This window comes from Globicatella sanguinis (assembly GCF_002847845.2).
Classification (GTDB): Bacteria; Bacillota; Bacilli; order Lactobacillales; family Aerococcaceae; genus Globicatella; species Globicatella sanguinis.
The window spans coordinates 2,212,767-2,227,406 of sequence record NZ_CP126962.1; the positions used below are offsets into that span (position 1 = coordinate 2,212,767).

The following is a 14,640-nucleotide window of genomic DNA, read 5'->3' on the forward strand; positions in this document are numbered from 1 at the left end:
AGGAAAACAAATGATTAGAAAGAATTTTACACAGAGCTATCCAAAATTTGGAATTCGCCCAGCAATTGATGGTCGTGAAGGTCAGTTTAGTGTTCGTGGTGGATTAGAAGATCAAACAATGAATATGGCTAAAGCGGCAGCTAAGCTAATTAGAGATAATATTCGATATAGTAATGGTACTCCGGTTGAAGTGGTGGTTCCTGATCATACTATTGCAAGGGTTCCTGAATCAGCGGCAGTGGAGGAATTATTCCGTAAAGAAGGTGTAGATATTACTTTAACAGTCACACCTTGCTGGTGCTATGGTTCTGAAACGATGGATATGGATAAAAACACTATTAAAGCGGTTTGGGGATTCAACGGAACAGAAAGACCAGGAGCGGTATACTTATCTGCAGTTTTGGCAGCTCATGCACAGAAAGGATTACCTGCATTTGGTATCTATGGACAAGAAGTTCAAGATGCGGATGACATTTCTATTCCAAAAGATGTAAAAGAAAAAATTCTTCGTTTTAGTAGAGCAGCTCTTGCAGTAGCAACATTAAGAGGTAAATCATATCTACAAATTGGAGGTATGTCTATGGGAATATCAGGTTCAGCGATGGACTTTGATTTCATGGAAGAATACTTGGGAATGCGAGTTGAAGCAATTGACATGGTTGAAGTACTCAGACGAATAAAAGATGGTATTTATGACCACGAAGAATATGAGCGTGCTTTAACTTGGACGAAAAAAAATGCTAAAGAAGGATTCGATCCAAACCCTGAAAAGTTTCAACGTTCAGAAGAACAAAAAGAAGAAGATTGGGAATTTACGGTTAAAACAGCAATGATTGTTAGAGATCTTATGATTGGGAATGAGAATTTATCTGAAGAATTTAGCGAGGAAGCCTTAGGACATAATGCTATCGCTGCCGGATTCCAAGGCCAACGTCAATGGACAGATAAGTGGGCAAATGCTGATTTTACTGAAGCAATACTTAATTCATCTTTTGATTGGAATGGCATTCGAGAGCCGTTGCCTGTTGCAACTGAAAACGATATTTTAAATGGAATTGGCTTGGTGTTCAATAAACTTTTAACTAATAAAGCACAACTTTTCGCAGATGTAAGAACTTATTGGAGTACGGAATCAATTAAGAGAGTAACAGATTATACTATTGAAGGTAAAGGAAAAGATTCAAATGGATTAATTTTATTGTTAAATTCTGGAGCTGCTGCGTTAGATTATGCAGCTGAATCTAGAGATAGTGAAGGCAAAAAAACAGTAAAACCATTTTATGAAATGACAGAGGAAGATGTTAAAGCAAATATGAATGCAACGACTTGGTCACCAGCAACTTTGGATAATTTTAGAGGAGGAGGGTTCTCCACAAACTTTACAACAAGGGCGGAAATACCTTTAACGATGATGCGTTTAAATCTTGTAAAAGGTCTAGGGCCAGTTGTTCAAATTGTTGAAGGATGGTCAGTTGAACTTCCTGAAGAAGTAAACGAAAAATTAATGAATAGAACAAATCCAACATGGCCAACGACTTGGTTTGCTCCTAGGACTACTGGTAAGGGTGCATTTAAAACAGCTTATGATGTGATGAATAATTGGGGTTCAAATCATGGTGCGATAAGTCATGGGCATATTGGAGCAGATTTAATTACGCTATGTTCCATTTTGAGAATTCCTATTTCAATGCATAATATTGAAGAAGATAAAATTTTTAGACCCGCTTCTTGGAATGCTTTTGGAATGGATAAAGAAGGGGCAGATTTTAGAGCTTGTAAAGCATATGGCCCATTGTATACCTCTATAAGATCTTAATAAAATTAAGTAGCTATCAACTGTGGGTTAAAAAATATACTCCCCACAGTTGTTCTTAATATTTATGAGTAAATAAGGAGAGTAATATTATGTTAAAAAATATATCTAAATTAATTTCTCCATCATTATTGAAAGTATTGATGGAAATGGGTCATGGGGATGAAATAGTCATAGCAGACGGCAATTTTCCAGCTGCTTCTAAAGCAAAAATTTTGATTGATTGCGATGGATTAAATGCTTCTGATTTATTGGCGGCTATTCTTGAATTATTTCCATTAGATACATATGTAGAATCTCCGGTTATGTTAATGAAAATTGTAGCCGGAGATGAGGGAAATAAGCCTCAAATTTGGGATACTTACCAAAAGTTAGTGAATGAATATGAGAAGAATGATATAAATATTTCTTACCTAGAACGACAAGAATTCTATGAACGTAGTGAAAAAGCATATGCTATAGTAAAAACTAGTGAAATGGCTTTATATGGAAACTTAATATTAAAAAAAGGTGTTATTAATTAATACGAGGTGGAAAATGAAATTATTAAAGTATAGTCAGCCCGCAAGTAAATGGATAGAAGCTTTACCATTAGGTAATGGAAGAATTGGAGCGATGCATTTTGGTGGAGTTGAGACAGAGAGATTTCAGTTAAATGAAGATACTTTATGGTCTGGATATCCTATTCAGTTAGAAGAAAATAATAAAGTAAAAGAACTTGAAAAAGTTAGAAAATTGTTAAGTCAAGAAGAATACGATGTAGCATCAAAAGAAGCAGAAAGCCTTTTAGGACCTTTTACAGAAAGTTATATGCCTTTGGGTAATCTTTTGATTCATCATTTTCATGGAGATAAAGCAAAAAATTATAAGAGAACTTTAGATATTGAGCATGCACTATCGACTGTTGAATATAAAATCAATAATGTTAACTTTAAAAGAAAAGCATTTATTTCGGAACCACATCAAGTTTTAGCTATTCAATTATCTAGTTCGGAAAAAGAGATGATAAATATTCGTCTTACATTAGATAGTCCTTTATTATCTGAAACTATTGTCAACGATAAAGAACTTATTCTTCAAGGAGTTTTACCAGAAAAAAATGATCCAGATTATTACTTCGATTCTGTAACGCCTCTAATATATGGTGACTTTGAATCAACCGAAACTATTCATTTTGAGGGTAGGCTAGGAGTAAAGGCTGAGGATGGCAAAATAGTTCCTACGGCAAACAGTATTAATATACTAAATGCATCTAAAGTAGAAATTTATTTTTCGGTAAGTAGTTCTTTCAATGGTTTTAGTCAAAAACCTGGAACGGATTTTGAAGTGCTAGGAGACAATAATAAGAGTGTGTTATCGAATGCTATGAAACTTCCTTTTGAACGGTTATATGAATCACACGTCAAGGATTATCAAGAGTTGTTTAATCGTGTAAACTTATCTTTACAGTCTTTTGATATATTTGATGAAACAATTGATACAGATATGAAGATTAAAGAAGAAGGTCCGAAAAATACAAAACTAATCGAATTATTGTTTCAATACGGAAGATATTTATTAATTTCATCATCTAGACCTGGTACTCAACCAGCTACACTACAAGGCATCTGGAATAAAGAAACAAGAGCGCCATGGTCTTCCAATTACACGTTAAATATTAATACGGAAATGAATTATTGGCCAGCTGAGGTAACAAATTTATCTGAGTGTCATCTTCCTTTAATACAGTTTATTAAAGAGTTATCAATTAATGGTAGAGAAATGGTAAAAAAACGTTATGAAATGAATGGTTGGACTGTACATCATAATACTGACTTGTGGCGTCATACGGAACCAGTTGGTGGAGATCCGATTTGGGCTTTCTGGCCAATGGGTGGTCCATGGCTAACACGTCATTTATGGGAACATTATCTTTATAGTTTAGATAAGAGATTTCTTTCAGAAGTGGCTTTCCCCATTATTATAGGATCTGTTGAGTTCTGTTTAGATTGGTTAATTGAGGATGATAATGGTTATCTTATCACTTCACCGTCCACTTCTCCAGAACATAAATTTATTCATAATGGAAAAGTTTCATCTGTTTCCAACGGTGCAACGATGGATTTAGAAATTTTACGAGATTTATTTGATTATTTCTTAAAAGCTTCTGAAATTTTAGAATATAACGATAATCTTCTTACTGAGGTTAAAAAAGCTTTAGAAAAAATCCCTCCTGTACAAATTGGTCGTCATGGGCAATTGCAAGAATGGTTAAAAGATTTTGAAGACAATGAAAGAAACCATCGTCATGTCTCGCATTTATATGGGATATATCCAGGAGCAAGAGATGATTCTCCAGAACTTTTAGATGCTGTGAAACGGACTTTAAATATCCGTGGTGATGCTGGTACGGGTTGGAGCTTAGGATGGAAAATGTCCTTATGGGCCCGATTAAAAGATGGTGATCGTATCATCTCATTAATGAATCAATTATTCAATATCACCGAAGAGGATGGAACTATTTTTGAAAAAGGAGGTCTTTATCCCAATTTACTAGGTTCACATCCACCGTTTCAAATTGATGGAAATTTCAGTTTTACTGCTGGAGTAGCAGAAATGCTTTTGCAATCTCATAATGGATATATTGAATTACTACCAGCCTTACCTCTAGAGTGGAGAAAAGGCATGATAAAAGGATTGAAAGCCAGAGGAGGATTCGAATTAGATTTTTCTTGGGATAATGGGGAAGTAAAGAGTATTTGTGTGAAGAGTATTGTGACAAATAACTTTAAGTTAAAAACAGAGAGTGAATTTAAAATTTTAAACACAAATAAAAATAAGATATTAAAACCTATAAATGGTATTATTGAATTTAATATGAAAAATAATGACATTTTACTTTTAGAAATAATTCCAAACAATATAATTAATGGAGGTCAGTAAATTGGATGTTAAATACGCTGCAAGTATTAAACCAACTAAAAGACAAATAAAAATTCAAGAGCTTGAATTCTATGGATTTATCCATTTTGGTATAAATACCATGAACGGTGTTGAATGGGGATCTGGTAAAGAGGAACCAAAAAGGTTTTATCCAGATAATATAAATACGGATGATTGGATAAAAACATTGAAATCGGCCGGGATGAGAGGAGCTATTTTAACTTGTAAACATCATGATGGCTTTTGTTTGTGGCCATCTAAATATACCGAACATTCAGTTGCTTCCTCTCCCTGGAAAAATGGTCAAGGTGATTTAGTTAAAGAGTTTTCGTTATCTTGTGAAAAATATGACATGGAGTTTGGTGTCTATCTATCTCCGTGGGACATGTATGAGCCTACTTATGGTACCGGAAAAGAATATGATGATTTTTTTGTTAACCAGTTGACAGAGTTACTAACAAATTATGGTAAAGTATTCAATGTATGGTTTGATGGAGCTAACGGAGAAGGTCCGAATGGAAAAGTTCAAGAGTATGACTGGGATAGATATTATAGAATTGTAAGGGAGTTACAGCCAGAGGCAGTAATTAGTGTTTCTGGACCAGATGTTCGCTGGGTAGGTAATGAAGCGGGTAAAACACGAGAGAATGAGTGGAGTGTTGTGCCAGCATTTATGAAAGATCCCGCAATAACAGCGGGGTTATCTCAACAAGAAGACAGTCCAGATTTCAGAGAGACTTTTACGACTGGCGATGAAGATTTAGGTAGCCGTAAGCGTCTCAATAACTATAACGGTAAATTAATTTGGTATCCTGCGGAAGTTGATTTATCTATTCGACCAGGGTGGTTCTATCATGCGGAGGAAGATAAGAATGTTAGAACATCAGACAACCTATTTAATATTTATAAAGATTCGGTTGGAAACAATACAACACTTTTATTAAATGTTCCCCCTATGCCTTCAGGGGAGATTCATGATAACGACAAGATAGTTTTAAAAGAATTGGGAGAAAAAATTAAAAATTTATACGAAAACAATGCAGTAAAGTTTGCCCAGTTATCAGAATCTTCTAATGAATTTACCACATCTTTAGAAGATATTTTAAAACCTGAATTAGATGGGAAATATTTTCAGTTTTGTAAAAATGATAACCAACCCCTAATGGAATTGAGTTGGGAAAAACCTGTTTTGGCAAATACGTTAATATTGGGTGAATATATTCCTAGAGGACAATTGATAGATGGTATACAAATTGAATTAAAAGTAGGTGGAGAATGGACAAGACTAATTGAGGTGGAATCTATCGGATATCGAAGAATATTAAGTTTTCCAGAACAAGTAATAGAATCATTGAGAATAAAAATTACGAGTTTTAGAGAACAACCAAATCTTAATTTTATATTATTAACATATGATAATTTTTATAAACATTAATTTTACAAAAGGGGTATGAAAGTGGTACCGATTGACAGAAGAGAAAGAATTATTGAATACTTGAACAAGAAAAAATTCGTATTAACCAGTGAATTATATAAAGAACTATTTGTTAGTCCAGCAACAATTCGAAGAGACTTGGTCGAATTAGAGAAACAAGGTCTAATAATTCGTTCTCGTGGTGGCGCTCGTTTAGTACCCCGATCAAATGTTGAAAACGTTCATTCGATACGTGAAGACGAGAATAAAGAACAAAAAAGTATGATTGCGGAGATGGCTGCTACTTTTATTGAAGATGGTTTCTCAATATTCTTAGATTCAAGTACTACTACAAATGCTATAGTGCCTTTTTTAAAAGAATTTGTGAATTTAACAATTATAACAAATGGTGTAAAAACGGCTTTAGATTTATCTTATTTTGATAATTGTAAAGTAGTTGTAGTAGGTGGTGTTATTTCTTCAAATTCGACCTCAATTGTTGGAACTACTGCGAATGAAATGATACAGAATTATAACGTAGACTTAGCACTATTTTCTTGTAGGGGATATAATCATTCTGGTATTTATGAGGCAAATGAGGAGCAGGCTAGAGTGAAGCAAAAAATGATCCAAAATTCAGAAAAAAGATTGCTACTATGTGATTCAACGAAGTTTAATCATAAATATTTCTATAATTTAACTGATTTTGCAAATGTTCAGTATTTAATTACAGAAAAAAAACCAAATGTTGAAGCAGTTAAAAAAATAGAACAAAATGGAACTATTTTTTTAGAATGTTAAATTAAATAATTATATTTATGACTGGAAAATAGTTGAGTCAGTAATAAACAGTTCTATAATTATTAGAAACTTAACAAAAAACCAAAAAAATATGTTGAACAAATTAAAAATGGACTCTACCATTTTTTATGGGAGCAACTGATGAAAATACAGGCCGAGATTCGTAATCATAATACGAATTTCAGTCTGTATTTATTTTTTAATGTTTGAAATGGATTTAGATTTTATGGCTTAGGTGGTCTCTTAATATCAAGTTATATTTATTCATATCGTACATCATTCTGTTTTGACAAATTTCTTTCTTTAGCATACTATTGGATGCCATTGTATAAGTATAAGATATTCGAATTCCGACAATTCTAATAGAGAAGTTACAAATTTCTACATTTATAAAAGTTACAATAAGATTACCCAATTTGTTTCGTATAACTCTCCTATTTACACAAGCAACTGAAGTATTTTTTTCTAAACTTGAATAGAGAATTAAACTACAAAAATAAATTATCCACCTATGTTGTATTTTAAATACTTGGATAGTAAAATTAAGCTAGAAAAATAAATAGGCCATTTGTATGGTATCCTAAACATAAAATCACATGCTAAGGAAGGAGTACACACAAATGGCTTATACACATCTTACCATGAAAGAATTGATTTGGATAGAAAATTATTACGATAGCGGTAAAAAAGTAACGGATATCGCTAAAAAATTAAATCGGGCCATCCAAACCATTTATAACGTCGTTAATTTTCTTAAAAATAGTGGTAATATTCAGGAATACTACGATCAATATAAAGAGAATAAATCACGCTGTGGTGCCAAAAAGAAGGTCTTTAACACTAAACAAATCACATATATTAAGAAAAAAGTGGACCAGGGGTGGTCTCCTGACGTCATCATTGGTCGGAATGAACTCCCATTAGGATGTACAGCTCGAACACTTTATCGTCGTTTTAAAGACTCGGAACTCTTTGATCCCTCAACTTTACCGATGAAAGGTAAGAGAAAACCTAATGGGTATCAGGAAAAAAGAGGTAAACAACACTTTAGACGCACCATCGAAGATCGTCAAAAAGAAAATCCACAATATGAGAAAGAATTTGGACATCTAGAAGGTGACACTATTGTCGGAAAAGACCATAAGAGTGCAGTCCTAACACTGGTCGAAAGAATCAGTAAACTCATCATCCCGATAAAAATTAACAGTCGCAAAGCAAGTGATGTGCGAATCGCTTGTGATAACTGGTTTGCTTATTTACCGAGAAATATATTTAAATCCATTACGTTTGATTGTGGAAAAGAATTTTCTGATTGGCAAGCCATTTCAAATGTCAATGACATCAATATTTACTTTGCTGATCCCGGTTGTCCGTCACAGCGAGGTTTAAATGAACACTCTAATGGACTTCTTCGAAGAGATGGGTTATCTAAGGGGATGGATTTTACTGATATATCGCAGAAAACACTCAGCCAAACAGCCCATTTCCGCAATGAAATTCCACGAAAATCATTAGGTTATCGAACGCCAATTGAAGTTTTTATCGATTGTTGTAAGGAACTTGGATGGCTAGATGCTTTCTAATGCACACAATGTGTTTGTTAAGGCAGTGAATCCATTACGTACGGCACCTGATTGTTAGAGCTTGACTTGGTGCCTAGCCCGGCATGATGATTTGGGGATGCTTTTTGGGTCTCCTACCCAAATCCTTTCCCCAACTCGCTATCCGCGAGTATCATACCGGAGCATCCAAGTAAAGCTCTAACGATTTAATGCATCAATCTGACTCACTACACCTGCCACAAATTTAACTATGTGAAAAACTTAAAGTCAGTAGCTAATTTATACTTGAACTTTCGAACAAACATTTAAATTATCAATTAGACCAAAAGCCAACGTATTATGTGTTAGGTAAAAATTCTAGCTTAATTTGACAATCAAAAATATAAGTATACATACTAAGTAGGGAATACTTACAAAAGAAAAACATACATTTTACTATAAAAAAATTAGTTTTTATAAAGGCAAAAAAAATATTGCTAAAAATTAAAACGTACTGTCTGACTATATATAATGAGATCTATTGTTTTAGAAAGATGGCAGATTCAAGTGTATCATGATTATTATAAAAGAAAAAGATCATTGGGATGTTGAGAATAAAAATTCAAGAATGAAACATGATCACAAGTGATTGCTTTTGACTTGTATTCGACTATGAAAGCGATTAAAAAGCAATGTTTCAATCATCTATAGACGTTAAATGATCAAGTTGGTAATATAGAAGTGTAATAAGAGAGGAGACAATTGAAATGAGAGGTGTTCTAGCATTTGATTTAGGGGCTTCTTCTGGAAGAGGAGTTTATACTACTTTAATAAACGATAAATTAGAAATGAAAGAGGTCAATCGTTTTAGCGATTATACTATTCGACAAAATAATTCTTTACGTTGGGATATTAAAAAAATATTCAAAGAGATTGATAGAGGTATAATTAAAGCTCATAGCTTAGGGAAAGTTGAAAGCATCGCTGTTAATACATGGGGAGTTGATTTTGGATTATTAAATGAGAATAATCAATTAATTGAAAATCCGTATCATTATAGAGACTTAAGAACAAAAGGGTACTCTGACAAGGTAGAAAAAGTTATAAATTCAAGTGAATTATATAAAAGAACAGGTATTCAGAATATGGAAATAAACACTATATATCAACTTATGGCTCTAAAGAATGAAAGACCCGATGTATATAATAAAGTTAATAAGATATTATTGATGCCTGATTTGATTAATTTTTATTTAACAGGAGAAATTTATAGTGAGAGAACCATTGCTTCTACTACGCAGTTATACAATCCACAATTAAAAGATTGGGATTACGAATTAATAGATAAACTAGGATTAAAAGCCAGTATATTTCCTAAAATAATTGATTCAGGTAAAGTGATAGGTGAGCTAAGAAGTGAATTGGCTGAAAAACTAGATATATCACCGATGCCTATTGTATCAATTGCTTCTCATGATACCGCTAGTGCTGCATCATGCACACCAAGTGAAAAAAAAGGTAATTTATTTTTATCATCAGGAACTTGGTCTTTAATGGGAACAACTATTGATGAACCTATTTTAACTGAAAAGGCATATAAATATAATATGGCAAATGAAACAGGAATGAATAATAAAATTACTTTTCTAAAAAATATTACTGGTCTATGGCTATTACAAGAAACAAAACAACAATTTAAAAAAGAAGGAAAAAATTATACTTATTCAGAACTAGCACAATTAGCTTTAAAAACAGAATCAATAGAATGCTATTTTGATACAGAACTAACAGAACTAACTGTACCTGGTAATATACCAAGAAGAATTCAGATGTTTGCAAAAAAAACCGGGCAAAAAGTACCAGAAACAGATGGTCAATTGGTACGTACAATTTATGAAAATTTAGCTTTAAAATATAGAGTTGCTTATGAAGATATTGTTCAATCAGTTGGTTACACTTTTAATAATATATATATTGTTGGTGGTGGATCAAATGCCGACTTTCTATCTCAATGTACTGCGAATGCTTTAAATTTAAACACTTATGCAGGCTATAATGAAGCAACAGCTTTAGGAAATAGCTTAACTCAAATAGAGACGTTGAAGATGCTTTCTACAGAAAAAGAAAATATTCTAACGAATTCATTTAATTTAAAGCTATTTAAACCTAGAAATATCGATGAATGGAATAAAAAATATAAAAAATATATTGAAATTATTGAAAATAACTGAGGAGGAAATAAAAAAGTGTTAGAAAATGAAAAAAAACTAATAGTAGAATATGGCAAAAAATTATTGGATGAACATTATACCTTGGGTACGGGTGGTAATTTAAGTATCTACGATAGAGAAAAAGATATAATGGCCATCACACCTTCAGGAATTTCATTTAAGGATTGTACAGTTGATGATATAATAGTGATGAAATTAGATGGCACAATACTTGAAGGAAAGTGGAAACAGTCTAGTGAATGGGTAATGCACAAGAAATTATATGAAAATCGAACAGATATTAATGCGGTTATTCATGCACATACTATATACTCAACAGTACTTTCAACTTTAAGATGGGATTTACCAGCTAGTCATTATATGTTGGCTGTTGCAGGGAAAGATGTTAAATGCGCAGCGTACGCATCATATGGAACACCTGAACTGGCTGATAATGCATATAGTGCTATGATTGGTAGGAAAGCGGTATTATTAGCTAATCATGGTATTCTTACAGGAGAAAAAGATATATCTGGTGCTTTTAATGTTTTAGAGGAAGTTGAATATTGCTCCAACATTCATATAAGAGCTAAAAGTATTGGTGAACCAGTCATTATCGATGATGAAGAAATGAAGAGAATGGCTGAAAAATTTAAAACATATGGGCAGAGTATAAAAATATAGAATAAATAGAAATTATTTTGAAAGGAAATGTAAATGAAATATACAATTGGGAATAAGAATATACAAAGATTCTTTAGTTATTATAAAAATACTTTTAGAACAGAAAAAATACTGAATTTATTAACACAGAGAGAATATGAGGTCTTGAATAGTGATGAATTTATTATTACTTTTGAGAATGGAAATGAAGTGGGCTCCTCAGAGTTAGTAGTTTCAGAAATAGTAGAGGATGAAACTTTATCGGTTAAGTTCGATGGCGAGGGAGTTTCAGTTGAGATAATCTATGATGCAGATGAACTAGTAATTAATAAGCAAGTTAATATTTTATATTCTAAAGAAGTAATAAGAAATATTGATACTGAAGTTATAGATTTTGGTAGTAATAAAGATGTTTTTTATTCTAAGGATCAGAAGAATATTTCTGAAATGGCAGATTTTGAAGGTTATTATGTTGAAGCTGGACAACCTATATATGCAAATGGATTCTTTATGGGTATGGAGTTTCCAATGGCTTTAAATAAAATCATCGGAACAAAATTAATTTCAAGATATTTCGTTGGTGATAAAGTAAACGATATCAAATCTGTTTGGCCGACGGTTATTGGTAGTGCAGAGTCCACAAAATTAGAAAAAGTTCAAAAAGCTTTTTATAATTATATCAGATCAATATCACAACCAAATTATTTTAGAAAACAGTATAACACTTGGTATGACTATATGAAAGACATCGATGAAGAAAAGATAATTGAAAGTTTTTCGAATATAAGTAAAGGATTCAAAAAACATGGCGTTAAGTTGGATGCCTATGTAGTTGATGATGGTTGGGTTAATTATGAGTCTTTTTGGGGTTTTAACGAAAAATTTCCGGATGAATTACATAATATAAAAGAATTAGTAAAAACTTTAGATTCTTCTCTAGGATTATGGATAGGGCCACGAGGAGGGTACGGTGGTACAGAAGAAACATTTAGTAACTGGTTAGAAAAAAATAAAGATTTACAATTGGGAAGCAAAAATAAATTATCTAATGATGTGAATTTAGCCGATCTAAATTATCAAAAGAATTTATTAAAATTAATGGTTGATTATACAAAGAAATTCAATTTAACTTATTGGAAAATGGATGGAATGTTATTAAAACCAGATGAACCGGATAATAGTGGTGATTATGCTATGTATTCTATGACTCAAGTATATGAATATTATATAGAGTTATTCACTGCTATACGTGATGTTAATCCTGAAATCTGGATTAACTTAACCTCGTATGTAAATCCGAGCCCATGGTTCTTAAAATGGGTTAATAGTTTATGGATTCAAAATTCTCAGGATGTTGGTTTCTCTGAATTAGGGGATTCTTCTGTAGATAAAATGATGACCTACAGAGATCAGAAATATGAGGAGTTTATAACGGACAGAAAGATTCAACTTCCATTATGGAGTTTATATAATCATGATCCTGTAGTTGCCTTAACAGCACATACAGGATACTTAGATTCTCCAATACAAGTATCTGCAGAAGAACTATATAAATATTTATTATTTACAAGCACGAGAGGAAATGGACTATGGGATTTTCATTATTCAGATTCAATGTTTGATGAAGATATGTGGAGAGCAAATGCTAAAGCAATTAAATGGATTGAAGAGAACTATAATATTTTAAAAAATAGCGTTATGATAGGGGGATCTCCTAGTAAGTATAATATTTATGGTTATGAGTGTATAAGTGATAGTAACTTAGAAAGAATTGTATCTTTCAGAAATCCATCTAATAAAGTTCAAAATTATAACTATGGTATTCAAAATCTGATTATTGAATCAATAGAAGTAGTTTATGGAGAATTAAATAGTGATGTTGGAGAAGGAACAATTTCAATTAATTTGAAACCATTTGAACAGGTAATTATAAAAATAAAAGGAAGAGGGAAAGACAATGTTTAATTTCTTGGATAGTAAAATTAAGCTAGAAAAATAAATAGGCCATTTGTATGGTATCCTAAACATAAAATCACATGCTAAGGAAGGAGTACATACAAATGGCTTATACACATCTTACCATGAAAGAATTGATTTGGATAGAAAATTATTACGATAGCGGTAAAAAAGTAACGGATATCGCTAAAAAATTAAATCGGGCCATCCAAACCATTTATAACGTCGTTAATTTTCTTAAAAATAGTGGTAATATTCAGGAATACTACGATCAATATAAAGAGAATAAATCACGCTGTGGTGCCAAAAAGAAGGTCTTTAACACTAAACAAATCACATATATTAAGAAAAAAGTGGACCAGGGGTGGTCTCCTGACGTCATCATTGGTCGGAATGAACTCCCATTAGGATGTACAGCTCGAACACTTTATCGTCGTTTTAAAGACTCGGAACTCTTTGATCCCTCAACTTTACCGATGAAAGGTAAGAGAAAACCTAATGGGTATCAGGAAAAAAGAGGTAAACAACACTTTAGACGCACCATCGAAGATCGTCAAAAAGAAAATCCACAATATGAGAAAGAATTTGGACATCTAGAAGGTGACACTATTGTCGGAAAAGACCATAAGAGTGCAGTCCTAACACTGGTCGAAAGAATCAGTAAACTCATCATCCCGATAAAAATTAACAGTCGCAAAGCAAGTGATGTGCGAATCGCTTGTGATAACTGGTTTGCTTATTTACCGAGAAATTTATTTAAATCCATTACGTTTGATTGTGGAAAAGAATTTTCTGATTGGCAAGCCATTTCAAATGTCAATGACATCAATATTTACTTTGCTGATCCCGGTTGTCCGTCACAACGCGGCTTAAATGAACACTCTAATGGACTACTTCGAAGAGATGGGTTATCTAAGGGGATGGATTTTACCGATATATCGCAGGAAATACTCAGCCAAACAGCTCATTTCCGCAATGAAATTCCACGAAAATCATTAGGTTATCGAACGCCAATTGAAGTTTTTATCGATTGTTGTAAGGAACTTGGATGGATAGATGCTTTCTAATGCACACAATGTGTTTGTTAAGACAGTGAATCCATTGCGTAAGGCACCTGATTGTTAGAGCTTGACTTGGTGCCTAGCCCGGCATGATGATTTGGGGATGCTTTTTGGGTCTTCTACCCAAACCCTTTCCCCAACTCGCTATTCGCGAGTATCATACCGGAGCATCCAAGTCAAGCTCTAACGATTTAATGCATCAATCTGACTCACTACACTTGCCACAAATCTGACGTTGTGGAAACCTTAAAGTCAGTGG

10 protein-coding genes are annotated in these 14,640 nt (G+C 32.8%); all 10 read left to right on the forward strand.

Annotated elements, in window-relative coordinates; all coding sequences use genetic code 11:
• The first annotated feature begins 10 nt into the window (after positions 1 to 10).
• The 10 genes from CYJ72_RS09800 (at position 11) to CYJ72_RS09845 (ending at position 14,387) form a co-directional block, all read left to right on the forward strand.
• Positions 11 to 1,816 (forward strand): L-fucose isomerase, encoded by a 1,806-nt coding sequence (locus tag CYJ72_RS09800; RefSeq protein WP_284629696.1) that lies wholly within the window; start codon positions 11 to 13, stop codon positions 1,814 to 1,816.
• An 89-nt stretch (positions 1,817 to 1,905) separates the two neighbouring features.
• Positions 1,906 to 2,337, forward strand: a complete 432-nt coding sequence (gene fucU / locus CYJ72_RS09805) for an L-fucose mutarotase (RefSeq protein ID WP_284629697.1) — start codon at positions 1,906 to 1,908, stop codon at positions 2,335 to 2,337.
• A gap of 13 nt (positions 2,338 to 2,350) precedes the next feature.
• Positions 2,351 to 4,735, forward strand: coding sequence for a glycoside hydrolase family 95 protein (locus tag CYJ72_RS09810; protein ID WP_284629699.1), 2,385 nt, complete (start codon positions 2,351 to 2,353; stop codon positions 4,733 to 4,735).
• 1 nt (position 4,736) lies between these two features.
• Positions 4,737 to 6,170 carry an alpha-L-fucosidase gene (locus CYJ72_RS09815; protein WP_284629701.1) on the forward strand — a complete coding sequence of 478 codons (1,434 nt, stop codon included), beginning with the start codon at positions 4,737 to 4,739 and terminating at the stop codon, positions 6,168 to 6,170.
• Positions 6,171 to 6,191: 21 nt separating this feature from the next.
• A complete protein-coding gene (locus CYJ72_RS09820) occupies positions 6,192 to 6,950 on the forward strand; it encodes a DeoR/GlpR family DNA-binding transcription regulator (protein WP_284629703.1) in 759 nt (252 codons plus the stop codon).
• Between the two features lie 620 nt (positions 6,951 to 7,570).
• Positions 7,571 to 8,533, forward strand: a complete 963-nt coding sequence (locus CYJ72_RS09825; RefSeq protein WP_284629705.1) for an IS30 family transposase — start codon at positions 7,571 to 7,573, stop codon at positions 8,531 to 8,533.
• 725 nt (positions 8,534 to 9,258) lie between these two features.
• Positions 9,259 to 10,722, forward strand: coding sequence for a rhamnulokinase (locus CYJ72_RS09830; protein ID WP_284629707.1), 1,464 nt, complete (start codon positions 9,259 to 9,261; stop codon positions 10,720 to 10,722).
• A gap of 15 nt (positions 10,723 to 10,737) precedes the next feature.
• Positions 10,738 to 11,385 (forward strand): L-fuculose-phosphate aldolase, encoded by a 648-nt coding sequence (locus CYJ72_RS09835; protein WP_284629708.1) that lies wholly within the window; start codon positions 10,738 to 10,740, stop codon positions 11,383 to 11,385.
• A 33-nt stretch (positions 11,386 to 11,418) separates the two neighbouring features.
• On the forward strand, positions 11,419 to 13,329 hold the full coding sequence (locus CYJ72_RS09840) for an alpha-galactosidase (RefSeq protein ID WP_284629710.1): 1,911 nt from the start codon (positions 11,419 to 11,421) through the stop codon (positions 13,327 to 13,329).
• A 95-nt stretch (positions 13,330 to 13,424) separates the two neighbouring features.
• Positions 13,425 to 14,387, forward strand: coding sequence for an IS30 family transposase (locus CYJ72_RS09845; RefSeq protein ID WP_101975427.1), 963 nt, complete (start codon positions 13,425 to 13,427; stop codon positions 14,385 to 14,387).
• Positions 14,388 to 14,640 lie beyond the last annotated feature (253 nt).